Source organism: Actinokineospora baliensis, assembly GCF_016907695.1.
Classification (GTDB): Bacteria; Actinomycetota; Actinomycetes; order Mycobacteriales; family Pseudonocardiaceae; genus Actinokineospora; species Actinokineospora baliensis.
Window position 1 is genome coordinate 3382501 of the sequence record NZ_JAFBCK010000001.1, and the last position, 24112, is coordinate 3406612.

19 protein-coding genes and 2 rRNA genes (1 of these 21 cut by a window edge) are annotated in these 24112 nt (G+C 70.5%); 20 read left to right on the forward strand and 1 reads right to left on the reverse strand.

Going from position 1 to position 24112, the window contains the following annotated elements:
• The 13 genes from JOD54_RS16225 to JOD54_RS16285 all read left to right on the forward strand — a co-directional run.
• Window positions 1–2840 (forward strand): 23S ribosomal RNA (locus tag JOD54_RS16225) (it extends 267 nt beyond the left edge of the window).
• A gap of 115 nt (window positions 2841–2955) precedes the next feature.
• A 5S ribosomal RNA gene (gene rrf, locus JOD54_RS16230) occupies window positions 2956–3072 on the forward strand.
• Between the two features lie 1737 nt (window positions 3073–4809).
• Window positions 4810–5706, forward strand: coding sequence for a tetratricopeptide repeat protein (locus tag JOD54_RS16235; RefSeq protein ID WP_307860100.1), 897 nt, complete (start codon window positions 4810–4812; stop codon window positions 5704–5706).
• Entirely contained in the window at window positions 5699–6682 is a 984-nt protein-coding gene (locus tag JOD54_RS16240; protein ID WP_204451332.1) for an HAD-IIA family hydrolase, read from the forward strand. Before JOD54_RS16235 ends, JOD54_RS16240 begins: the two co-directional genes overlap by 8 nt.
• Before the next feature lie 409 nt (window positions 6683–7091).
• Window positions 7092–7286 (forward strand): hypothetical protein, encoded by a 195-nt coding sequence (locus JOD54_RS16245; protein WP_372440321.1) that lies wholly within the window; start codon window positions 7092–7094, stop codon window positions 7284–7286.
• Window positions 7287–7290: 4 nt separating this feature from the next.
• The gene (locus JOD54_RS16250; RefSeq protein WP_204451334.1) at window positions 7291–8097 is read left to right on the forward strand and encodes a TlyA family RNA methyltransferase; all 807 of its coding nucleotides are present in this window, start codon (window positions 7291–7293) and stop codon (window positions 8095–8097) included.
• Window positions 8094–8984 (forward strand): NAD kinase, encoded by an 891-nt coding sequence (locus JOD54_RS16255; RefSeq protein ID WP_204451335.1) that lies wholly within the window; start codon window positions 8094–8096, stop codon window positions 8982–8984. The genes JOD54_RS16250 and JOD54_RS16255 overlap by 4 nt, the downstream gene beginning before the upstream one ends.
• Before the next feature lie 64 nt (window positions 8985–9048).
• Window positions 9049–10833 carry a DNA repair protein RecN gene (recN, locus tag JOD54_RS16260; RefSeq protein WP_239573395.1) on the forward strand — a complete coding sequence of 595 codons (1785 nt, stop codon included), beginning with the start codon at window positions 9049–9051 and terminating at the stop codon, window positions 10831–10833.
• A 1166-nt stretch (window positions 10834–11999) separates the two neighbouring features.
• Window positions 12000–13184 carry a putative cytokinetic ring protein SteA gene (gene steA / locus JOD54_RS16265; RefSeq protein WP_204451337.1) on the forward strand — a complete coding sequence of 395 codons (1185 nt, stop codon included), beginning with the start codon at window positions 12000–12002 and terminating at the stop codon, window positions 13182–13184.
• Complete coding sequence (locus JOD54_RS16270; protein ID WP_204451338.1) at window positions 13181–14122, forward strand: copper transporter; 942 nt, start codon at window positions 13181–13183, stop codon at window positions 14120–14122. The genes steA and JOD54_RS16270 overlap by 4 nt, the downstream gene beginning before the upstream one ends.
• 175 nt (window positions 14123–14297) lie before the next feature.
• Entirely contained in the window at window positions 14298–14957 is a 660-nt protein-coding gene (locus JOD54_RS16275) for a hypothetical protein (protein WP_204451339.1), read from the forward strand.
• Window positions 14958–15123: 166 nt separating this feature from the next.
• Window positions 15124–16824 (forward strand): CTP synthase, encoded by a 1701-nt coding sequence (gene pyrG / locus JOD54_RS16280; protein WP_204451340.1) that lies wholly within the window; start codon window positions 15124–15126, stop codon window positions 16822–16824.
• Entirely contained in the window at window positions 16821–17447 is a 627-nt protein-coding gene (locus tag JOD54_RS16285) for an NUDIX domain-containing protein (RefSeq protein ID WP_307860101.1), read from the forward strand. Before pyrG ends, JOD54_RS16285 begins: the two co-directional genes overlap by 4 nt.
• 1034 nt (window positions 17448–18481) lie before the next feature.
• On the opposite strand, the gene JOD54_RS16290 is transcribed toward JOD54_RS16285, so the two are convergent.
• Entirely contained in the window at window positions 18482–18973 is a 492-nt protein-coding gene (locus JOD54_RS16290; protein WP_307860102.1) for a DUF1707 domain-containing protein, read from the reverse strand.
• Window positions 18974–19032: 59 nt separating this feature from the next.
• Between JOD54_RS16290 and xerD the strand changes: the two genes are divergently transcribed.
• The 7 genes from xerD to JOD54_RS16325 all read left to right on the forward strand — a co-directional run bounded on the left by xerD (window position 19033) and on the right by JOD54_RS16325 (window position 24083).
• A complete protein-coding gene (gene xerD, locus JOD54_RS16295) occupies window positions 19033–19962 on the forward strand; it encodes a site-specific tyrosine recombinase XerD (RefSeq protein ID WP_204451342.1) in 930 nt (309 codons plus the stop codon).
• A gap of 93 nt (window positions 19963–20055) precedes the next feature.
• A complete protein-coding gene (locus tag JOD54_RS16300) occupies window positions 20056–20379 on the forward strand; it encodes an ArsR/SmtB family transcription factor (protein ID WP_372440322.1) in 324 nt (107 codons plus the stop codon).
• A 131-nt stretch (window positions 20380–20510) separates the two neighbouring features.
• Window positions 20511–21449: a ParA family protein gene (locus JOD54_RS16305; RefSeq protein ID WP_204451343.1), complete on the forward strand. Its 939-nt coding sequence runs from the start codon at window positions 20511–20513 to the stop codon at window positions 21447–21449.
• Complete coding sequence (locus tag JOD54_RS16310) at window positions 21383–21700, forward strand: hypothetical protein (protein ID WP_239574660.1); 318 nt, start codon at window positions 21383–21385, stop codon at window positions 21698–21700. Before JOD54_RS16305 ends, JOD54_RS16310 begins: the two co-directional genes overlap by 67 nt.
• Window positions 21697–22512, forward strand: a complete 816-nt coding sequence (locus tag JOD54_RS16315; RefSeq protein WP_204451345.1) for a segregation and condensation protein A — start codon at window positions 21697–21699, stop codon at window positions 22510–22512. Before JOD54_RS16310 ends, JOD54_RS16315 begins: the two co-directional genes overlap by 4 nt.
• Complete coding sequence (scpB, locus tag JOD54_RS16320) at window positions 22505–23356, forward strand: SMC-Scp complex subunit ScpB (RefSeq protein WP_204451346.1); 852 nt, start codon at window positions 22505–22507, stop codon at window positions 23354–23356. The genes JOD54_RS16315 and scpB overlap by 8 nt, the downstream gene beginning before the upstream one ends.
• Window positions 23346–24083, forward strand: coding sequence for a pseudouridine synthase (locus JOD54_RS16325; RefSeq protein ID WP_204451347.1), 738 nt, complete (start codon window positions 23346–23348; stop codon window positions 24081–24083). Before scpB ends, JOD54_RS16325 begins: the two co-directional genes overlap by 11 nt.
• Window positions 24084–24112 lie beyond the last annotated feature (29 nt).

Genomic DNA, 24112 nt, shown 5'->3' on the forward strand with positions numbered 1-24112 from the left:
AGGCTAAACCGTCGTCGTGTGATACCCGGCAGGGGTTGCGGCGGCGGGGTCGTGGGACCTTTCAGTCAGTTCTGCCGGACTGGCGCAGAGTAAGAAAATGCTGTTGTTAGTTGAACGCCTTGGGATGGGCGGCCGTAGAGGGTGAGAGCCCCGTAAGCGAAAACATGGCATCTCTGGAGAGTGTTCCCAAGTAGCAGCGTACTCGTGAAATTCGCTGTGAATCTGGCGGGACCACCCGCTAAGCCTGAATACTTCCTGATGACCGATAGCGGACTAGTACCGTGAGGGAAAGATGAAAAGTACCCCGGGAGGGGAGTGAAAGAGTACCTGAAACCGTGTGCCTACAAGCCGTCAGAGCCTTGAGGGGTGATGGCGTGCCTTTTGAAGAATGAGCCTGCGAGTTAGTGCTACGTGGCGAGGTTAACCCGTGTGGGGTAGCCGTAGCGAAAGCGAGTCTGAATAGGGCGCTTGAGTCGCGTGGTCTAGACCCGAAGCGGAGTGATCTACCCATGGCCAGGGTGAAGCGACGGTAAGACGTCGTGGAGGCCCGAACCCACCAGGGTTGAAAACCTGGGGGATGAGCTGTGGGTAGGGGTGAAAGGCCAATCAAACTCCGTGATAGCTGGTTCTCCCCGAAATGCATTTAGGTGCAGCGTCGCATGTTTCTTGCCGGGGGTAGAGCACTGGATGGTCTAGGGGGCCTACAAGCTTACCGAAATCAACCAAACTCCGAATACCGGTAAGTGAGAGTGCGGCAGTGAGACTGCGGGCGATAAGGTTCGTAGTCGAGAGGGAAACAGCCCAGAACACCAGCTAAGGCCCCTAAGTGTGCGCTAAGTGGGAAAGGATGTGGGGTCGCCCAGACAACCAGGAGGTTGGCTTAGAAGCAGCCACCCTTGAAAGAGTGCGTAATAGCTCACTGGTCAAGTGGTCCTGCGCCGACAATGTAGCGGGGCTGAAGCGCACCGCCGAAGCTGTGTCATTCACGCAATACATCCGCATGATCCTTGAGGTCGTGTGCAGTGGTGTGGATGGGTAGGGGAGCGTCGTGTCACCGGGGAAGCGGCGGAGTGATCCAGTCGTGGAGGTGACGCGAGTGAGAATGCAGGCATGAGTAGCGATAGGCGAGTGAGAATCTCGTCCGCCGAATGACCAAGGGTTCCTGGGCCAGGCTGTTCCGCCCAGGGTAAGTCGGGACCTAAGGCGAGGCCGACAGGCGTAGTCGATGGACAACGGGTTGATATTCCCGTACCCGTGTGGACGCGTCCCTGGTGAGGTCGGTGATACTAACCGCCCAAAGCCCTGAGGTTCTTCGGAACCAAGGGGTGGAGCGCGGGATCTGATCCGGTAGTAGCCAAACGATGGGGTGACGCAGGAGGGTAGCTCCGCCAGCTGTTGGTGTCTGGTGTAAGCGTGTGGCCCGAGCGATAGGCAAATCCGTCGCTCATATAGGGTGAGGCGTGATGCATAGCCGATTGAGGCGAAGTAGAGTGATCCCATGCTGCCGAGAAAAGCCTCTAGTGAGTGTCCGTGCGGCCCGTACCCCAAACCGACACAGGTGGTCAGGTAGAGTATACCGAGGCGTTCGGGTGAACTGTGGTCAAGGAACTCGGCAAAATGCCCCCGTAACTTCGGGAGAAGGGGGGCCGCAGCGTTTGAAGCCCTTCGCGGGCTAGGGCGAGGCGGCCGCAGAGACCAGCGAGAAGCGACTGTTTACTAAAAACACAGGTCCGTGCGAAGTCGCAAGACGATGTATACGGACTGACGCCTGCCCGGTGCTGGAACGTTAAGAGGACGGGTTAGTGCGTAAGCGCGAAGCTCAGAATTTAAGCGCCAGTAAACGGCGGTGGTAACTATAACCATCCTAAGGTAGCGAAATTCCTTGTCGGGTAAGTTCCGACCTGCACGAATGGCGTAACGACTTCTCGACTGTCTCGACCACAGGCCCGGCGAAATTGCACTACGAGTAAAGATGCTCGTTACGCGCGGCAGGACGGAAAGACCCCGGGACCTTTACTATAGCTTGGTATTGGTGCTTGGTTCGGTTTGTGTAGGATAGGTGGGAGACTGTGAAGCGCTCACGCCAGTGGGTGTGGAGTCATTGTTGAAATACCACTCTGATCGTACTGAGTGTCTAACTTCGGACCGTGATCCGGTTCAGGGACAGTGCCTGGTGGGTAGTTTAACTGGGGCGGTTGCCTCCCAAAGGGTAACGGAGGCGCCCAAAGGTTCCCTCAGCCTGGTTGGCAATCAGGTGTTGAGTGCAAGTGCACAAGGGGGCTTGACTGTGAGACTGACAGGTCGAGCAGGGACGAAAGTCGGGACTAGTGATCCGGCCATGGCTTGTGGAAGCGTGGTCGCTCAACGGATAAAAGGTACCCCGGGGATAACAGGCTGATCTTGCCCAAGAGTCCATATCGACGGCATGGTTTGGCACCTCGATGTCGGCTCGTCGCATCCTGGGGCTGGAGTAGGTCCCAAGGGTTGGGCTGTTCGCCCATTAAAGCGGTACGCGAGCTGGGTTTAGAACGTCGTGAGACAGTTCGGTCCCTATCCGCCGCGCGCGTTGGAGACTTGAGGAAGGCTGTCCCTAGTACGAGAGGACCGGGACGGACGAACCTCTGGTGTGCCAGTTGTCCTGCCAGGGGCATGGCTGGTTGGCTACGTTCGGAAGGGATAACCGCTGAAGGCATCTAAGCGGGAAGCTCGTTCCAAGATGAGGTCTCCCTCCACCTTTGAGTGGTTAAGGCTCCCAGTAGACGACTGGGTTGATAGGCTGGAGATGGAAGCCCTGTGAGGGGTGGAGTCGACCGGTACTAATAGGCCGAGGGCTTACAACGAAGAGGCTACGCATCCACTGTACGGTGTCTGAGACACCAACCACCCCACCAGGGGCAGACCACACGGTACAAGTGTGGGCGCCTAGGTGGGTTGAGGTTGATTGTTTCATAGTGTTTCGGCGGTCATAGCGGTGGGGAAACGCCCGGTCCCATTCCGAACCCGGAAGCTAAGCCCACCTGCGCCGATGGTACTGCACTCGTGAGGGTGTGGGAGAGTAGGACGCCGCCGGACAATCATTCCCGAAAGGGCCTGTGGTGAGGCACGTGTAACGTGCGTCAGACCACAGGCCCTTTTCGGTGTTGTCGGAGCAAGGTGCGGGTAGCCCGCATGCGGGAGGATCAGGTGTCCGAGTTCGGTCGAGGCAGCGGCGCTGACCGCGGCGACAGAGAACCAGGTCGTCGGCGCGACGCGGGCGACGCCCCCCGACGCGACACGGACCGGGGCGGCGATCGCCGCGACAACAAGCGGGACGACCGGGGTGGATTCCGCTCAGGCGGATCCGACCGGGGCGGGTACCGCCCCACCAGCGGTGCAGGTGGCTACCGCACCAGCGACCGCGACTCCCGCCCAGGCAGTTCCGACCGCGGCGGCTTCCGTTCCGGTGGCCGCTCCGACGACCGAGGTGGTTACCGCTCGGGCAGTTCGGACCGCAGTGGCTACCGCCCCGGCGGGCCCCGCTCGGACGACCGCGATGGTCAGCGTTCCGGCGGTTCCGACCGCGGTGGTTATCGCTCTGGCGGTTCCGACCGTGGCGGCTACAAGTCTGACGACCGCGGCGGTTACCGCTCCGGCGGTTCCGATCGCGGCGGCCGGTCCGATGACCGCGGCGGATTCCGTTCCGGTGGTTCGGACCGCGGCGGCTACCGCTCGAGCGGCTCTGATCGCGGTGGCTACAAGTCCGATGACCGTGGTGGCTACCGCTCGAGCGGTCCTGATCGTGGTGAGCGGTCGAACGACCGTGGCGGATTCCGATCCGGCGGTTCCGATCGCGGTGCCCGGTCCGATGACCGTGGTGGATTCCGGTCTGGTGGTTCCGATCGCGGTGCCCGGTCTGACGACCGTGGTGGATTCCGTTCCGGCGGCTCGGACCGTGGCGGCTACAAGTCCGATGACCGTGGTGGCTACCGGTCGGGTGGTCCTGATCGCGGTGCCCGGTCGGATGACCGGGGCGGATTCCGCTCTGGGGGCTCGGACCGTGGCGGTTATCGTCCCAGCGGGTCGCGCTCCGACGATCGTGGCGGCCAGCGTTCCGGTGGGTCCGACCGCGGCGGGTTCCGCTCGGATGACCGGGGTGGTTCCCGCTCGGGCAGCTCGGACCGCGGTGGCTATAAGTCTGACGATCGTGGTGGTTTCCGGTCGGGCGGCTCTGATCGCGGCGGCCGTTCTGACGACCGGGGCGGTTACCGGTCTGGTGGTTCCGATCGTGGCGGCTACAAGTCCGATGACCGTGGCGGGTTCCGCTCGGATCGTGGTGAGCGGTCGAACGACCGCGGGGGTTTCCGCTCTGGCGGTTCCGACCGCGGCGGCCGGTCTGATGACCGCGGTGGTTTCCGTTCCGGTGCTTCGGACCGTGGCGGTCGGTCTGACGAGCGTGGGGGTTTCCGCTCGGACCGCGGCGCCAGGTCTGATGACCGTGGTGGTTCCCGGTCGGCTGGTTCCGACCGTGGCGGCTATAAGTCCGATGACCGGGGCGGTGCCCGTTCCGGTGGTTCGGACCGCGGGGGTTTCCGGTCTGATCGCGGTGAGCGGTCGAACGACCGGGGCGGGTTCCGCTCCGACGACCGCGGGTCCCGGTTCACCGAGTCCGGTGACCGCGCGGGTTCCCGTGGTGGCAGCCGCACGGATGACCGTGGTGGCTCGCGGTCCGAGGAGCGGGGCGGGTTCCGGTCGTCCGGGCGCGGGCACTTCCGTGCCGACGACGCCGAGAAGCCGAAGGTCGAGAGCACTGATGCGGTCGACACGCCGTCGGTGGAGTCCGATGACGCTGGGCAGGACCGCCGCGTCGTCGAGGTGACCGGGCGGCGGGAGCCGCGGGCGCGGGCCGACGAGCGGGATGTGGAGCCGGTCGAGTTCGGGCCGAAGCTGCCCGAGGGCGCCGACTATTCCGCGCTCGACGTGGAGGCCAGGGCCGGGCTGCGCAGCCTGCCCAAGTCGCTGGCCGAACTGGTCGGCAAGCACCTTGTGGCGGCCGGGATGCTCATCGACGAGGACCCGGAGCGGGCGCTTGTGCACGCCAGGTTCGCGCGTGAGCGGGCGTCCCGGGTCGCCATCGTGCGCGAGGCCGCCGGGCTGACCGCCTACCACGCGGGGGAGTGGGCCGAGGCCCTCTCCGAGCTGCGCGCGGTCCGGCGGATGAGCGGCGGCGACACCCACATCGCGATCATGGCCGACTGCGAACGCGCGCTGGGCAGGCCGGAGCGGGCCTTGGAGCTCGCCAAGGAAGCCGGGCGCGACCTGCCGCCGGACGTGGCCGTCGAGCTGCGGATCGTCAGCGCCGGTGCGCGCCGCGACATGGGCCAGTTGGACGCCGCGGTCGTGGGTCTGCAGGGCCCCGACCTCGAGCCCAAGCGGCGGGACCCGTGGAGCGCGCGGCTGTTCTACGCCTACGCCGACAACCTTGCCGCCGCCGGGCGCACCGAGGAAGCCATCCGCTGGTTCCTCAACGCCGCCCAGGCCGATGACGACGAGGACACCGACGCCGCCGAGCGCGCCTTCGAACTCGGTGCCGACGAGTCCGAGATCGCCGCCGCCCTCCCCGCGGAGACCGTCGAGGTCGACGACTCCGACGAATCTGATGAGGATTCCGCGGAAGCACCCGACGCCGCGGCTGAGAAGTCGTCGAACGGGGTCGCGCTGGATGGGTGATCGACTGCTCGACGGTTACGACGCCCTGCTGTTCGACCTCGACGGCACCGTGTACCGCGGTGGCGAGGCGATCAGCGGGGCGGCCGGGGCCATCGCGGCGGCCAGGGCGGACGGCACCACCGTCCGCTTCGTCACCAACAACGCCTCCCGCTCACCGGCCCAGGTCGCCGACCACCTGGTCCAGTTGGGTGTTCCGGCCGAACCGGGCGAGGTGAGCACCAGCGCCCAAGCGGCTGCCGCCGTGCTCGCCGCTCGGTTGAGCCCCGGCGAGCACGTCCTGGTCCTCGGCACCTCCGCGCTCGCCGCGGAGGTCACCGCCGTTGGCCTGGTCCCCGTCCGCACCGCCGACGGGGTCGCCGCTGTGGTGCAGGGCCTGTCGCCTGACCTGAGTTGGCGCGACCTGGCCGAGGCGGCGGTGGCGATCAACGCGGGCGCGCTGTGGGTCGCCTGCAACGTCGACCGGACCCTGCCCACCGAGCGCGGCCTGCTGCCCGGTAACGGGTCCCTCGTGCACACGCTGCGGTACGCGACCGACCACGAGCCCGAGGTGGCGGGCAAACCCGCGACCCCGCTGATGGCCGAGTCCGTCCGCGCCGCCGACGCCCGGCGCCCGCTGGTGATCGGCGACCGGCTCGACACCGACATCGAGGGTGCCGTGGCTGCGGGCCTGGACTCCCTCCTGGTCCTCACCGGCGTCTGCACCGCAGCCGACCTGCTCGCCGCGGGCCCCGAGGCCAGGCCCACCTACCTCGCCGCCGACCTCACCGCGATCACCGCCCCCGTCGCCGACCTCGAGATCGGCCCCAAACCCGGGTGGCACCTGCGCGAGGAGAACGCCACCCTCACCCCCACCGGCGACGGCGACCCGCTCGACCTCCTCCGCGCCCTCTGCGCCGCCACGTGGGCCGCCCCCACCCCACCCCAAATCCTCGGCGACCACCCCGCCCTCGCCGCCCTCGGCCTCACCCCCCGCTGAGCCTGCTCGACTTGACCCGGCGCAACGCAGCCCAGGCCAACATCGAGAGCGCCTTGTCCGCTGGCGCCGACTCCCCACAGTGCCAGCGCGTCCACCAAGGCCATCGCGGCCCCACCTTCTGCGCGCTGTCCCCACCACGCGCCCCCAGTGGGGCGGCACACACCTGAGCGCGTACACCAAGCCATTTGCGCGGTCCACCGCCGACCACAAGCCCTCCCGCACGCTGCCCCACCACCGCCTTTCACACCCTCATCCACAACCCCCCACCCCATCCACAGCACACCCACACCCCTCTTGACACCCCCTCCCATCGGATAGGCTCGAACAAGGGCACCCAGACCCCGGGTGGGTGGGCGCCACCACGCGAGTTGATCTTGGGCAGTGGTCACCCGTCGGATAGCGTGCAGGAGTGCAGGTGGAGTTCACCCCTACCCCGGGGCCCGTGCCAGGGCCGCCGCGGGAACCGGCTCGGGACGAGGCCATTGACGCGGCGGTGGCCGGGCTCGAGGGGCTCGGGTCGGTGCCGGTGGCCGAGCACGTCGAGCGGTTCGACGCGGTGCACATCGCCTTGACGGCCGCTCTGGCCAGCATCGACAAGGTCTGAGACGGTGCCCAGGAGGGCGCGCTTGGACGCCGAACTGGTCCGCAGGGGCTTGGCCCGTTCCCGCGACCACGCCAGTGAGCTGATCGCCGCGGGGCGGGTCACCATCCGCGGCACCGTCGCCAGCAAGGCCGCGACCGGGGTGGAGACCGACGCCGCCGTGGTGGTCAAGGATGTCGACGACGACCCCAACTGGGCTTCCCGGGGGGCGCACAAGCTGATCGGCGCGCTCGACGCCTTCGCCGTGCCGGTCGAGGGGCGTCGCTGCCTGGACGCGGGGGCGTCCACCGGGGGGTTCACCGACGTGCTGCTGCGCCGCGGGGCCGCCCAGGTCGTGGCCGCCGACGTGGGCCGGGGGCAGTTGGTGTGGCGGCTGCAGAACGACGAACGGGTCGTGGTCAAGGACCGCACCAACGTCCGCGCGATCACCGCCGAGGACATCGACGGGCCGGTGGACCTGGTCGTCGCCGATCTATCGTTCATCTCCGCGCGCCTGGTCATGCCCGCGCTGCACAGCTGCCTGCGCGACGGCGGCGACCTGCTGCCGATGATCAAACCGCAGTTCGAGGTCGGCAAGGAGCGCCTCGGCGCGGGCGGTGTCGTGCGGCAGCCCGAGCTGCGGGTCGAGGTCGTGTCCCGGGTGCTGGTGGCCGCCGGTGAGCTGGGGCTGCGGCTGCACGGCGTGGTGGCCAGCCCGCTGCCGGGGCCCTCGGGCAACGTCGAGTACTTCGCCTGGCTGCGCCGGGGGGAGCCCGTCGCGGACACCGAGGTGACCGCCCTGGTCGAGACCGCCGTGCAGGAGGGACCGCAGTGACGGCACAGCGCGAGATCCTGCTGGTCGTGCACACCGGCCGGGCGGACAACCGGCGGGTGGCCGAGAAGGTGGCCAGCTGCTTCGCCGCGGCCGGGGTGCGGCTGCGGGTGGTCGACGACGAAGCCCCCGACCTGGACCCGTCCTGCTACACGCGGGTCGTGCCGCTGGGCCCGGACGCCGCCGTGGGCACGGAGCTGGTGTTCGTCCTCGGCGGGGACGGGACGCTGCTGCGCGCCGCCGAGCTGGCCCACCCGGCCGGGGTGCCGGTGCTGGGCGTCAACCTGGGCCGGGTCGGGTTCCTGGCCGAGGCCGAGTCCGACGCGCTCGAGGAGACCGTGCGGCTGGTCGTCGAACAGGGTTACCTGGTCGAGGACCGGATGACCGTCGACGTCACCGCGCGGCTGGGTGACGAGGTCCTCGCCGACACCTGGGCGCTCAACGAGGCCAGCGTGGAGAAGAGCAGTCGCGAGCGGATCCTGGACGTGCGCATCGACGTCGACGGCCGCCCGGTGTCGTCCTTCGGCTGCGACGGCGTGCTGTGCGCCACACCGACCGGGTCCACCGCCTACGCCTACTCCGCGGGCGGACCCATCGTGTGGCCGGACGTGCAGGCCATGCTGGTGGTCCCCAGCAACGCGCACGCCATGTTCGCCCGGCCGCTGGCGGTGTCCTCCCGTTCGGTGGTCGGCATCGAGGTCGACCCCGACGGCCAGCCCGCTGTGCTGTGCTGCGACGGGCGGCGGACCTTCGGCATCCCGCCGGGCGCGCGCATCGAGGTGCGCGGCGGTCACCAGCCGATCCGGCTGGCCAGGCTGCGCGACGAGACCTTCACCGAGCGCCTCGTGGACAAGTTCGACCTGCCCGTGCACGGGTGGCGCAGCCGATGATCCTGTGGACGGCCGCTTACCGCTGTCGCCGCGAGCCGCTAGGGTGCGCCCTGTGCTAGCCGAGATGCGCATCCAGGACCTCGGCGTGATCGACGAGGCCACGCTCGAACTGCACCCGGGGTTCACCGTCGTCACGGGTGAGACCGGCGCGGGCAAGACGATGGTGGTCACCGGCCTGCACCTGCTCTCCGGGGGCAGGGGCGAGGCCTCGCGGGTCCGCAGTGGGAAGCCCAAGGCCGTGGTCGAGGGCCGCTTCGAGGAGCTGACCGGTACTCCGGCGGCCGTCGTGGCGACCGAGGCGGGCGCCGAACCCGACGACGACGGCAGTCTGATCACCCTGCGCAGCGTCAGCACCGACGGCCGCTCCCGCGCCCACGTCGGGGGCCGCTCGGTCCCGGTCGGGGTGCTGCAGGACCTGGCCGAGCAGCTGATCGCGGTGCACGGGCAGAACGACCAGCTGCGGCTGCTGCGGCCTGCCGAGCAGCGCGCCGTGATCGACCGGTTCGCCGGTACCGAGATCTCGGGCGTGCTCGCCGAGTACCGGTCGGTGCGCGAGCAGTGGCTCGCGGTCACCGCCGAGCTCGACGACCGCACCAAGCGGGCGCGGGAACTGGCCCGCGAGGCCGAGATCCTGCGGATGGGCCTCGACGAGATCACCGCCGTCGACCCGCAGCCGGGCGAGGACACCGAGCTGGTCGAGCAGGCCCGCAGGCTGGCCGACGCCGACCAGCTGCGCGAGGCCGCGACCGGCGCGAGCTACGCGGTCTCCGGGTCCCCCGACGGCGACCCGGACGTGCCGGGCGCGCTCGGGCTGATCGGCGAAGCGCAGCGGCGGGTGTCCTCCTCGGAAGACCCGAGGCTGCGCGAGCTGGAGTCGCGGCTGACCGAGGCCGCCGTGCTGCTCACCGACGTGGGCGCCGAGCTGACCGCCTACCTCGACGGCCTCGACGCCGACCCGGCCGCGCTGGAGCGGGTGCTGGCGCGCCAGGCCGAACTCAAGTCGCTGACCCGCAAGTACGCCGCCGACGCCGACGGCGTGCTGGCCTGGGCGCGCGACGCGGTCGACAAGCTGTCCGGGCTCGACACCTCCGAGGAGGCGCTCGGCGAGCTGGCCGCGCGCAAGAAGGAGTTGGCTGTCCGGCTCGGTGAGCTGGCCGCGGCGCTGACCGAGGCCAGGTCCGTGGCCGCGGAAGCGCTGGCCAAGGCCGTCACCGACGAGCTCGGCGGCCTGGCGATGGGCCAGTCCAGCGTGCAGATCTCGGTGCGGCCCCGCCCGGCCGAGGCGGGTGACCCGGTGGCGATCGAGGTCAACGGGGTAGCCATGCACGCCGGAGCCGACGGCGTCGACGACGTGGAACTGCTGCTGGTCGCCCACGACGGCGCGCAGCCGCTGCCGGTGCACAAGGGCGCCTCCGGCGGTGAGCTCTCGCGGGTCATGCTGGCCATCGAGGTCGTGCTCGCGCACACCGACCCGGTGCCAACGCTGGTGTTCGACGAGGTCGACGCGGGCGTCGGCGGCCGCGCGGCGGTGGAGATCGGCCGCAGACTGGCCCGGCTCGCCCGCAGCCACCAGGTGATCGTGGTGACCCACCTGGCCCAGGTCGCCGCCTTCGCCGACCGCCACCTCATCGTCGACAAGGGCATCCACGGCGGCGTCACCCGAAGCGACGTCCGCACCCTCGGCGACGACGAACGCGTGGTGGAACTCGCCAGGATGCTGGCGGGCATGGAGTCCACCGAGACCGGCCGAGCCCACGCCGAAGAACTCCTAGGCCTAGCCGACGGCGAAAAACACGACTGGAAACTCACCGGCAAACCCAGGCCACAGCGCAAGAAGCGCCAGTCCTAGCACGGGGCCCAGCCAACGCGAAGAACCAGCCTCGGCCGCTGCTCTCGGAGGCCGCTGCCTCTAACTGCTTGATGGGGCGGACTTGTTTGTGCGGGGCCCCTGCGCCAGTCGTGGCAGGACCGCAAAGCTGGGGCCGAAGAGCGTGGCCCTGCAGCGAGGCAAGGCTACGACTGGCGCTCCCCCGCGCAAAACAAGTCCGCCCCATCGAGCCGCCGCGCCCAGCCCCCCGGGCTGGCCCGCCTCCCGAGTTGGCCCGCCCAGCCCGGCCGCCCGGGCCGGCCCTGCCTGCCTCACCGCTGCTCTCGGAGGCCGCTCGCTCTAACTGCTCGATGGGGCGAACTTGTTTTGCGCGGGGCCCCTGCGCCAGCCGTGGCAGGACCGCAAAGCTGGGGCCGAAAAGCATGGCCCTGCAGCGCGCAACGCTACGACTGCCGCTCCCCCACGCAAAACAAGTCCGCCCCATCGAGCCGTCACACTTAGCCCTCGAGCTGGCCCGCTCAAACCAGCCCCCGAGCCAGCCCGCCCAACTCAGCCCCCCGAGTCAGCCGCGCCAGCCCCGCCACTGCTCTCAGAGGCCGCTCACTCCAACTGCTCGATGGGGCGAACTTGTTTTGCGCGGGGCCCCTGCGCCAGCCGTGGCAGGACCGCAAAGCTGGGGCCGAAAAGCATGGCCCTGTCCGCGCAGAACGCTACGACTGCCGCCACCCCACGCAAAACAAGTCCGCCCCATCGAGCCGCCGCGCCCAGCCCCCTGAGCTGGCCCACCCAACCCAGCCCCCCGAGTTGGCCCGCCTGGCCCAGCCTCCCGAGCCAGCCCGCCCAACTCAGCCCCCCGAGCCGACCCCGCCAGCCTCACCACCGCTCCTCGGAGGCCGCCCGCATGCTCTGCTCGATGGGGTGGACCTGTTTTGTGTGGGGGAGCGGCACCCGTAGCCTGACCGGCGGCTGGCTGGGCCGTCCCTTTGGCCCCCAGCTTTTCAGGCCCAGCATGGGTGTCGCAGGGGCCCCGCACAAAACAGGTCCACCCCATCGAGCCCACCCACACCACCGCGATCCAGAGCAATGCCGCAGGCGAGCCGACCCCCGAAGCCGCCAACGCTGCTCCATTCAGGCGCACCCGGCGTGGCGTTCGGACTATCGCCCGCCGGTTTGTCACCATCGGCCGCATGAGATTCCCGGGATTGCTCAGCCGCTCCCAGTCGCCGCGGCCGGGGATCACCGGTCCAGCCAGGGTCGACCGGCGCACCGGTGACCTGCTGCGACGGCTGTCCCCCGGTGACGTCGTGGTGCTTGACCACCTCGACCTCGACCGGGCCACGGCCGACGCGTTGCTGCGCGCCGAGGTGGCGGGTGTGGTCAACGCGTCGCCGTCGATCTCGGGGCGCTTCCCGAACCTGGGGCCCGAATTGCTGGTCAACGCCGGGGTCCCGCTGATCGACGCGGTGGGGCAGGAGGCGCTGCACACGATCAAGGAGGGCAGCAAGCTCCGGCTGCACGAGGGCGCGGTCTACCACGGTGACCGGGAGGTGGCCAGCGGCACCAGGCAGACCCCGGAGACCATCGCCGACCAGATGATCGAGGCCAAGGCCGGGATGTCGGCGCAGTTGGAGGCGTTCTCGGCCAACACCATCGAGTTCCTCCGCCGCGAGCGCACCATGATCCTCGACGGGATCGGCGTGCCGCAGGTGCCGGTGGCCATGCGCGGCAGGCAGGTCGTGGTGGTCGCCCCCGGGGTGGACCACGTCGAGGACCTGCGCGGCCTGCGCCGCTACATCGCCGAGCACCGGCCGGTGCTGATCGGCGTGGAGTCGGGGGCGGACGCGGTGCGCGCGGCGGGCCACCGGCCGGACGTGATCGTCGGCGACCCCGACGGCATCTCCACCGACACCCTGCGCGGTGGGGCCTGGGTCGTGGTGCCTGCCTACGTCGACGGGCACGCACCCGGTCTCAACCGGGTGCAGGACCTGGGTATCGAGGCGGTCACCTTCCCGGCGTCGGGCAACGCCGAGGACCTGGCGCTGCTGCTGGCCGACGCGCACGAGGCGAGCCTGGTGGTGGTCGTGGGGTTCCAGGCGACGCTGCGCGAGTTCCTCGACCGGGGGCGCTCGGGGTCCAACCCGTCGACCTTCCTGACCCGGCTCAAGCTCGGCGGCAAGATCGTCGACGGCAAGGCGGTGGCCACCCTGCACCGCAGCCGGGTCTCCGCGGCGGCCGTGGCGATCATGGTCGGCGCCGCGCTGCTCGCCATCACCGCCGCCATCGCGGTCTCCGGGGTCGGCGCCGCCTACGCGGGCTGGTTCGCCGACACCGCCGACGCGGTGTTCTCCTGGGTCAAGGGGCTGTTCACGTGATCTCGCTGCGCTACCACATCACCTCCATCGCCGCGGTCTTCCTCGCCATCGCCGTGGGCGTGGTGCTCGGGTCGACCACGCTGAGCCGGTCGCTGCTGTCCGGGCTCACCACGGCCAACACCGACCTGGGCACCCAGGTGACGCGGCTGGAGCAGGACCGCAACGCGCTCAACGCCCGCCTCGCCGACGGCGACTCCTTCGCCGGGGTGGTCGGCCCGCTCGCGGTGCGCGGCGCGTTGGACAAACGAACGGTCGTGCTTGTCACCACCGCCGACGCCCGCCCGGCGGACCGGGACGCGGTGAAGGGCTTGGTGGCCACCGCGGGCGGCAGCGTCACCGGTGAACTGCAACTCACCGACGCCTTCGCCGACCCGGCCAAAGCCGACCAGCTCAAGGAGATTGTCATCAGGTTGCTGCCCGCCGGGGTGCAGTTGCCGACCGCGACCGACCCGGGCACCCTCGCGGGCGGTCTGCTCGGTCCGCTGCTGCTGATCAGCGCGGCGACCAACGAACCGCAGGCCTCGCCGGAGGAAACCGCCGCCGCGTTCGCCGGTCTCACCGAAGGCGGGTTTCTCACCGCGCCGCCGGACGTGAAACCCGCTCAGCTGGCGGTGATCCTGACCGGGGGAACGTCCACAGGGGAAGACGCGGGCGACCGCGCGGCCACGATCGCCCGGTTCGCCGCACAGGTCGACCGCTCCGGTGCGGGCGCGGTTCTGGCCGGTGGCGCGGGATCGGCCGACGGCGCGGGGGCGATCGGCGTGGTGCGCGCGGACACCGCGGCGACCTCGATCTTGTCCACTGTGGACAACGTGGACACGCCTGCCGGTCGCGTGGTGGTCATCCTCGCGCTCGCCGAGCAGGTCGCGGAGAAGGCCGGTCGCTATGGCAGCGCTGGCAACGCGCAAGCCCCGGCGCCCGGCGCGCCCGTCGGGTAACGCCCTCACTCGCGCGAGTGAGACCGTCGCTGGCGGTCATGAGCCTGCCTCACCAACGAGGGAAAGTCAGTCCCGGACGGGTAAGGACCATGATCAGCTGGTCATTTTCCGACCTCCGCGACCGATGTCGCCCGTGGCGGAAGTTCGTTCCGCCACGGGAGGTCAAGGAGTGAACATGGGGCACATCACCTCGGCGCGCGGCGCCATCACCGCGGCGGCCGCGTTCGCCGCGCTCGTCGCGGTCGCCACACCCGCGTCGGCGACGGCCACGTCGCCGGGCACGGCATCGGTCGGCTCGGCCAGCTTCGCCCGGTTGGGCGTTCCGGTCACGGTGGCGCCCATCGCGCAATGCGCGGTCACGGGCCCGACCACGGCCACCTCGGGTGCCGTCACCGCCAGCGGTGTCCGCTTCGGCGGCGGCAACTCCAGTTGCACCACCAGAGTCGTCGACGAGGACGCGGGCCTGACCGAGACCAAGTCGGAGGCCAACGGCACCAACTTCGAGCTCTCCGCGCTGGTGCTGCTCGGCGGACCGCGGCTCAAGATCGGCACGTGGAAGGTGACCTGCGTCGCCGACAACGACGGGTCCACCGCGGGCTGGTCCTTCGGGGGGCTCACCGGCCTGACCGCGCTGCCCAACCCGCTGCCGACCAACTACGTCCGCGAGCTCAAGGGCGCGCTCAACGAGACCCTGGCCACGATCACCTTCAAGGAGGTGACCACGCCGCCGGACGGCAGCATCACGCTGAACGTGGCGCACATCCGGTTCCTGCCGCCGTCGGGCTACACCGGCGACGTCATCGTCGGCGCGACCGCCTGCTCGCCGACGCCGTGACCCGGCCGCGGTCCCGCCGTGGCGACACGGCGGGACCGCGCGGGGGCGTGGGCTCGCCGGAGCGGGCCGCGGCTGGTGTTAGCATGAAACCCCGTGGACCGGCGCGGTCTCGCAAGCCGCGACCAGCGCGACAACACCACCGCGACCTCTGACCACGGGAGCTCTCTTGGCGCAGCACGCTCGGACGACCAAGCACGTCTTCGTCACCGGAGGCGTCGCCTCCTCGCTCGGCAAGGGGCTCACCGCCTCCAGCCTGGGTCAGCTGCTGACCTCGCGGGGTCTTCGGGTGACCATGCAGAAGCTCGACCCGTACCTCAACGTCGACCCCGGCACGATGAACCCGTTCCAGCACGGCGAGGTGTTCATCACCGAGGACGGCGCGGAGACCGATCTCGACATCGGCCACTACGAGCGCTTCCTGGACCGCAGCCTCTCCGGCAGCGCGAACGTGACCACCGGCCAGGTGTACTCCGCGGTGATCGCCAAGGAGCGGCGCGGGGAGTACCTGGGCGACACGGTGCAGGTCATCCCGCACATCACCGACGAGATCAAGGCCCGCATCCGGGCGATGGCCGAGCCGGACGCGCAGGGCAGGGCGCCGGACGTGGTGATCACCGAGGTCGGCGGCACGGTCGGCGACATCGAGTCGCTGCCGTTCCTGGAGGCCTGCCGCCAGGTCCGCCACGACGTGGGCCGCGACAACGTGTTCTTCCTGCACGTGTCGCTGGTGCCCTACCTGGCGCCCTCCGGTGAGCTCAAGACCAAGCCCACCCAGCACTCGGTCGCCGCGCTGCGCAACATCGGCATCCAGCCCGACGCCATCGTCTGCCGCGCCGACCGGGAGATCCCCGACGGGCTCAAGCGCAAGATCGCGCTCATGTGCGATGTGGACACCGAGGCGGTGGTCGCCGCGCCGGACGCCCCGTCGATCTACGACATCCCCCGGGTGCTGCACGGCGAGGGCCTCGACGCCTACGTGGTGCGCCGCCTCGGCCTGCCCTTCCGCGACGTCGACTGGACGGTGTGGGGCAACCTGCTCGACCGGGTGCACAAGCCCAAGGAGACGGTGCGGATCGCGTTGGTCGGCAAGTACGTCGACCTGCCCGACGCGTACCTGTCGGTGACCGAGGCGTTGCGCGCCGGTGGGTTCGCCCACCGGGCCAAGGTCGAGGTCATCTGGGTGCCCTCGGACGCCTGCGAGACGCCGACCGGCGCGGCGGCCGCGCTGTCCGGGGTGGACGGTGTGCTGATCCCGGGCGGGTTCGGGGTGCGCGGCATCGAGGGCAAGATCGGCGCCATCACCCACGCCAGGGTCAACCGGGTCCCGGTGCTCGGCCTGTGCCTGGGCCTGCAGTGCATGGTGATCGAGACCGCGCGCAACCTGGCGGGCATCGCGGGCGCCAACTCCGCGGAGTTCGCCGACGACACCACCGACGCGGTGATCAGCACCATGGCCGACCAGCAAGACGTCGTCGCCGGTGAGCGCGACATGGGCGGCACCATGCGGTTGGGTTCCTACCCGGCGACGCTGGCCGCCGGTTCGGTGGTGGCGGGTGTCTACGGTGAGCGCGAGGTCACCGAACGCCACCGGCACCGCTACGAGGTCAACAACGCCTACCGCGACCGGCTCACCAAGGCCGGCGTGCTGTTCTCCGGCACCTCGCCCGACGGCCGCTTGGTGGAGTTCGTGGAACTGCCCGCCGACACCCACCCGTTCTTCGTCGGCACCCAGGCGCACCCCGAGCTCAAGAGCCGCCCCACCCGCCCGCACCCGCTGTTCGCCGGTTTCGTCGGCGCCGCGCTGACCTACCTGCGCGCCGAGCGACTGCCGGTGGACCTCGACGAGCCGGTGGCGGTGGACGCGTGAGCACCAACCCCGGCAGCCACACCTTCGACGTGGTGTCCACCCGCGACATCCACGTCGGCCGCATCCTGGCCCTGCGCCTCGACGAGGTCGCCATGCCCGGCGGCGGCACCGCCAACCGCGAGGTCGTCGAACACCTCGGCGCGGTGGCCGTGGTCGCCCTCGACGCCGACGGCGCGGTCACCCTGATCCACCAGTACCGGCACCCGGTCAGCGCCCGCCTGTGGGAACTGCCCGCCGGACTGATCGACCACGCCGAGGAAGACCCGCTGGCCGCCGCCAAACGCGAACTGGTCGAGGAAGTCGGCCTCACCGCCACGGACTGGTCGGTACTGGCGGACATCGCGGTCTCCCCGGGCTTCACCGACGAGGCGGTACGCGTGTACCTGGCCACTGGGCTGTCCACTGTGGACCGTGTGGTGCTTGGGGAGGAGGAGGCCGACCTCGTGGTGGCCAAGGTGCCCCTCGCCGAAGGCCTCCGCCGGGTGCTGGCCGGTGAGATCACCAACGCGGCGGCGGTGGCTGGGCTGCTCGCGGCACACGCGGTGATCACGGGTGCGGTCGAGGCGCGGCCTGCGGACGCACCGTGGGATGGCCGCCCGGAGGCGTTCGCACGTAGGCGCTGACCGCCGCGGTGGGGCGGTGTCGCTTCGGCGACGGCACGGGTTTGCGGCGGTGGCTGGCCTTCCTGCTCGCCGCGCACGCGGTGATGACGACGGGTGTCGTTGAGGCTTGGGCTGCGGACGCGTGGTGGGAGGCGCGGCCGGAGGCGGTCGCGTGCAGGCGCGACTTGGCCGCGGGGTGGGTTGCGATTGCGGGTGATCGCCCGGGCGTGGACGCACGACTGGTTTGTGCCGCGGTGGCCGGGTTGCTCGCGGCGCATGCGCTGATGACGGGTGGTCGAGGCGCGGCCTGCGGACGCACCGTGGGAGGGCCGCCCGGAGGCGCTGACCGCTGCGGTGGGGCGGTGTCGCTTCGGCTGCGGCACGGTTTGCGGCGGAAGCGTTGATCGCTTGGGTGCGTGGTTCGCACGACTGATCCGGTGCGGCAGTCGCTGGCCCGCTCGCCGCGCACGTGGTGACGACGGGTGCGGTTGGGGCGTGGCCTGCGGACGCGTCGTCGAAGGCCGGCCGGAGGCGTCGCACGCAGGCGCTGGTCGGTGCGGTCGGGCGGCGGCAACGCGACTGCGCTGCCGGGGTTGCGGTGCGGATGTCGCGAAGTCGAGTCGGCAGGAGCCGGTGACGGCTGGGTGCTTGGCCACCCGGTCGAGCCAGTGTGGCGGCGGTCGCCGGGCTGCTCGCCACGCGCGTGGGGACTGCGGGTGTGGTTGAGGCGCGGGCTGCGGACGCGCCGTGGGATGGCCGCCTGGAGGCGTTCGCGCGGGCACTGATCGCTGCGATGGGACGGTGTCGCGCTGCTCTGCCTGCGGGGGCGAGGCGGTGGCGGTGGTTGGCTGGCCGCGTGACTGATTCGGTGCGGCGGTCGCCGGACTGCTCGCCGGACTGCTCGCCGGAGTGCTTGGCCGCGAGGCCGGGCCTGCGCCGATGCGGTGGTGGTGTCGCTTGTGGCGGCGGTCGCCGCGCTTGTGGGACTGCGGGTGTGGTCGAGGCGTGCCCAGCGCGCACGGAGGCCCGGTTGCGCTGGCACCGACCGTGGCGGGTCAGTCGCGGAGGCGGCGGCCTTCGGCGTCGTGGCCGCCGTTGGCCAGGAGGATCACGCCGTCTATCAGGCACCAGATGCCGAAGCCGCCGCAGGTGAGGAGTTGGGCTATGGCCATGCCGTAGTGGCCTGTGTAGAAGCGGCCCGCGCCGAAGGGGAGCAGGATCTGCAGCAGGCCCGCGACCACCTTGGACCGGTACGAGTACACCTCGACGTACGGGGTCGGGGCGTGCTGCGGGTAGGCGGGCATCACGACCGGGGCCGGTGTGGCCCAGGTCGGGGGCACCAGGAACGGCGGGTGCGGTGCGGGCAGGTCGGCGAACAGCACCCGCAGGTCGGCCCTGGTCACCGCGGCCGAGGCGTCACCGACCCGCTGTTCGTACTCGTCGATCGGTAACCGGCCCTGGGCGAAGTGCTCCCCGAGCGCGCGCATCGCGTCTTCGCGTTCGGTCGTGCCGACGCGCACGCCGTCGGGGCCACCTGGTGCGCTCACGCCGTCCACCATACGTGGTCATCTCCGGCCTGTTCGGCGGTTGCGACTAGGCTCCCGGCATGGTGAGGGGCAACCCGGTGGAGTCGGTGCTGCGCGGCTACCTCGACCACCTCGCCATCGAGCGCGCCACCGCGGCCAACACCCTCGACAGCTACACCCGCGACCTGCTGCGCTACCTCGACCACCTGGCCGCGCAGGGGGTTGGTGAGCTGGGTGCGGTCACCGAGCGGCACGTGCTGGACTTCCTGGTCCTGCTGCGCGAAGGCGACCCGGACCACCCCCCGCTCGCCGCCTCCTCCGCGGCGCGGGCCGTGGTGGCGGTGCGCGGGCTGCACCGCTTCGCGGTCCGGGAAGGACTCGTGGAGCACGACGTGGCGCGTGCGGTGAAGCCGCCGACCCCGCCGCGGCGGTTGCCCAAGGCGCTGCCGGTCGACGACGTGTTGCGCCTGCTGGAGACCCCGCCCGGTGATGGGCCGGGGACCCTGCGCGACCGGGCGCTGCTGGAGGTCCTCTACTCCACCGGCGCCCGCATCTCGGAAGCCGTCGGGCTCGACCTCGACGACATCGACACCACCGAGCGCACGGTCCTGCTCGACGGCAAGGGCGGCAAGCAGCGGCTGGTCCCGGTCGGACGGCCCGCGCTGGCCGCGGTCGACGCCTACCTGGTGCGCGCCAGGCCGGAGCTCGCGGCCGCTGGCCGGGGCACCCCGGCGGTGTTCCTCAACCGGCGCGGTGGGCGGCTGTCGCGGCAGAGCGCGTGGACCGCGCTGAAGGTCGCCGCCGAGCGGGCGGGCATCACCTCGCCGGTCTCGCCGCACACGTTGCGGCACTGCTTCGCCACGCACCTGCTCGAGGGCGGGGCCGACGTGCGGGTGGTGCAGGAGCTGCTCGGGCACGCCTCGGTGACGACAACCCAGATCTACACGCTCGTGACGGTGACCACCCTGCGTGAGGTCTACGCCACCGCGCACCCGAGGGCGCTCGGCTAGTCGAGCCCCGCTGGCAGCGGTTGAGGTGAAAACCGCGGAAGTCAACCTGTTTTCGATGATCCTTCCCCTACTCTGTTCGGCCGGAGGTGCGCGATGGGCGCGATGGGCGAGGTGGACGAACCTGGGACGCTGCGGCTGACCCTGCCGGAGGTGCTGCACGCGCTCAGCGACCCGACCAGGCTGGCCGTGGTGGCGCAGCTGGCGGGCGCGGGGGAGCTGTCGTGCGGCACCCTGCACGTCTCGGTGGCCAAGTCGACGCTGTCGCAGCACCTGCGGGTGCTGCGCGAGGCGGGGGTGACCCGCACCCGCCGCGACGGCAACCAGCGTTGGCTCTCGCTGCGCCGCGACGACCTGGACCTGCGGTTCCCCGGTCTGCTGGAGTCGGTGCTGGGGTCGGTGGCCCGGGCCGAGCGCTGATCCGCGGTCGCCGGTGGGGCTTGACAGGTCACGACGGGTGTGGCGTGTCGCGGCGAGCCGCGTTGGTCGCTGACCGGCGCCCGCTTACGCTGCGCGTGACAGCAACGCAGGCGACAAGGAGCTAGATCGCCATGTCGACACTTCCGCACGGGCGGGTGGTGGACCACGGCGCGGTGGAGCTGAGCATCGCCCCCCGGGCCGCCTCCGACGCCGACGACGACGGACCGGAGGAGCTCGCCGCCGGGGCGGGCCCTACCGGCCGCCCCAAGCGGCACATCCCCGAGCCCGCGCTGCTCGAGCACCACGGCCCGGCGCGGGTGCTGGCGATGTGCAACCAGAAGGGCGGCGTCGGCAAGACGACCTCCACGATCAACCTGGGTGCCGCGCTGACCGAGTTCGGCCGCCGGGTGCTGCTGGTCGACTTCGACCCGCAGGGCGCGCTGTCGGTCGGCCTCGGCATCCCGGCGCACCAGCTCGACCGCACCATCTACAACGTGCTCATCGAGCGTTCGGTCGGCATCGAGGACGTGGTCCTGCGCACCGGCGTGGAGAACATGGACCTGCTGCCCAGCAACATCGACCTGTCCGCCGCCGAGGTGCAGCTGGTCTCCGAGGTCGGCCGCGAGCACTCGCTGCTGCGCACCATCCGCCCGGTGCTCGACGCCTACGACTACATCCTGGTCGACTGCCAGCCCTCGCTCGGCCTGCTCACCGTCAACGCGCTGGCCGCCGCCGACGGCGTGCTGATCCCGCTGGAGTGCGAGTTCTTCAGCCTGCGCGGGGTGGCGCTGCTGATCGACACCATCGACAAGGTGCGCGAGCGGCTCAACCCGAAGCTGGAGATCACCGGCATCCTGGCCACCATGTTCGACCCGCGCACGCTGCACTCGCGCGAGGTGATGGCGCGCGTGGTGGAGGCGTTCAAGGACACCGTGTTCGACACCGTGATCAACCGGACCGTGCGCTTCCCGGAGACCACCGTGGCTGGCGAGCCGATCACCACCTGGGCGCCGCGCTCGGCCGGGGCCAAGGCCTACCGCCAGCTCGCCCGCGAGGTGATCGCCCGGTGACGCAGCTGTTCGACCCGGTCCCCCACGGCACCCCCAGGCAGAAGCACAGCTCGAAGATCACCGTCTACGTCTCCGACGAGGAGTTGCTCGCCCTGGAGCAGGCCAGGCTCACCCTGCGCGCGGGCTTCGGCGTCGCCGTCGACCGGGGTCGGGTGGTGCGCGAGGCGGTGGCCACCGCGCTGGCCGACCTCGCCGAGAACGGCGCCGACTCGGTCCTCGTGCGCAGGCTGCGCCAGGACGGCGGCCGGTGACCGAGCTCGACCCGGCCGCCGGAACCGGCCGCTTCACCGTGCGGCTGTCGAACTTCGAGGGACCGTTCGACCTGCTGCTGCAGCTGATCTCCCAGCACCAGATGGACGTCACCGAGGTCGCGCTGCACCGGGTCACCGACGACTTCATCGCCCACATCCGCTCGCTGGGCGAGGACTGGAACCTCGACGAGACCACCGAGTTCCTCGTCGTCGCCGCGACCCTGCTCGACCTCAAGGCGGCCAGGCTGCTGCCCGCGGGCGACGTGGAGGACGAGGACGACCTGGCGCTGCTGGAGGCCCGCGACCTGCTGTTCGCCCGGCTGCTGCAGTACCGGGCGTACAAGCAGGTCGCGGCGCTGTTCAGCGAGCTGGAGGCCGGGGCGCTGCGCCGCTACCCGCGCTCGGTGGCCCTGGAGGACCGCTTCCAGCAACTGCTCCCGGAAGTCATGATCGGCGTCGACCCGGCCCGCTTCGCCCAGATCGCGGCCGCGGTGTTCCGCCCCAAACCACCGCCCGCGGTGTCGCTGGACCACCTGCACATGGGCAAGGTGTCGGTCCGCGAGACCGCCGCCCTGCTGCGCGCCCGGCTGGCGGAGGTGGGCCGCGCCACCTTCGCCGACCTGGTGGCCGACTGCGAGCACACGATCGAGGTCGTCGCCCGGTTCCTGGCCCTACTGGAGCTCTACCGGGAGGCGACCGTGCTGTTCGAACAGGACGACCCCCTCGGCGAACTGCGCGTGGAGTGGACCGGCGGCGCCCTGACCGAGGTGGCGGCGACACCGGTGTCGACCGAGGACGAGGACTATGGCTGACGACAAGACCCCGACCGACTCCGAGCTGGGAGTTGTGGTCATATCCGACACCCCGGTGCACCCGGCGGTCGAGCACCCTGTGGGGGAGGAGCCGCTCGGGGGTGGGGCAGGAGCCGAGGAGCCCGCGGCTGTTGATCATGTGATCGTGGACTCAGCGGAGGCCGGGCAGGCCGGGGCTGATCCGGCTGTCGTGCGGGACCACCCCGAGGCGGAAGGCGACCAGGGCGACCAAGGCGCGACAGGCGCTGAGGGGGAGCCTGACGCTGATCTGGTGCAGACCGGGGCGGGGTTTCCCGATCTGACCGAGGACGCGGACTTCGAGGCCGCGTTGGAAGCGTTGTTGCTGGTCGTGGACTCCCCGGCGGAAGAGGAGTTGCTGGCCACCGCGACCGAGCAGCCGGTTCGGCGGGTGCGGGAGGCGCTGCGGCGGATCGCGGGGCGCTACACCGAGGCGGGCAGCGGGATCGACCTGCGCCGGGTCGGTGAGGGGTGGCGCTTGTTCACCAGGGACCGGTTCGCGCCCGTGGTGGAGAAGCTGTTGCTCGACGGGCAGCGGGCGAAGCTCACCAGGGCCGCTTTGGAGACATTGGCGGTCATCGCCTACCGTCAGCCGGTGACCCGGTCCCGGGTCGCCGCGGTGCGCGGGGTCAACGTCGACGGTGTCATCCGCACGCTGGTGGTGCGCGGGCTGATCGAGGAGACCGGGACCGATCCCGAGACGGGTGGGATCCTGTACCGCACGACCGAGTTGTTCCTGGAGCGGTTGGGCTTGTCCTCGCTGGAGGACCTGCCGCCCATCGCCCCGTTGCTGCCAGAAGTGGATGCGATCGACGATGTCAACTAGCCAGGACGGTGTCCGGCTGCAGAAGGTCCTCTCCAGTGCCGGGGTGGCCTCGCGCCGGGCCGCCGAGGACCTCATCGACCAGGGCCGGGTGAGTGTCGACGGCGAGGTCGTGCGCGAGCAGGGCATGCGGGTGGACCCCGACCAGGTCGTCATCCACGTCGACGGGGTGCGGGTGGTGGTCCGCGAGGACCGGGTCTACCTCGCGCTGAACAAGCCGCGCGGGGTGCACAGCACCATGGAGGACGACCGCGGTCGCCCCTGCGTCGGCGACTACCTGCGCGGCCGCGCCGACAAGCTGTTCCACGTGGGGCGGCTCGACGCCGAGACCGAGGGCCTGCTGCTGTTCACCAACGACGGCGACCTCGCGCACCGGCTCATGCACCCCTCCTTCGAGGTGCTCAAGACCTACCTCGCCGAGGTGCCCGGCCCGGTCGCCCGCGACGTGGGCAGGCGGCTGCGTGAGGGCGTCGTGCTCGACGACGGTCCCGCGCGGGTCGACTCGTTCCGGATGGTCGACAGCTACGCGGGCAAGGCGCTGGTCGAGTTGGTGCTGCACGAGGGGCGCAAGCACATCGTGCGGCGGATGCTCGAGGAGGTCGGCCACCCGGTGCTCAAGCTGGTGCGCACCCAGATCGGCGAGGTCCGGCTGGGCAACCAGCGGCCGGGGTCGATGCGGGCGCTCAACCGCACCGAGGTCGGCGCCCTCTACTCCGCCGTGGACCTCTGAGTCCGGTCGAATCGGACACACGCGACAGC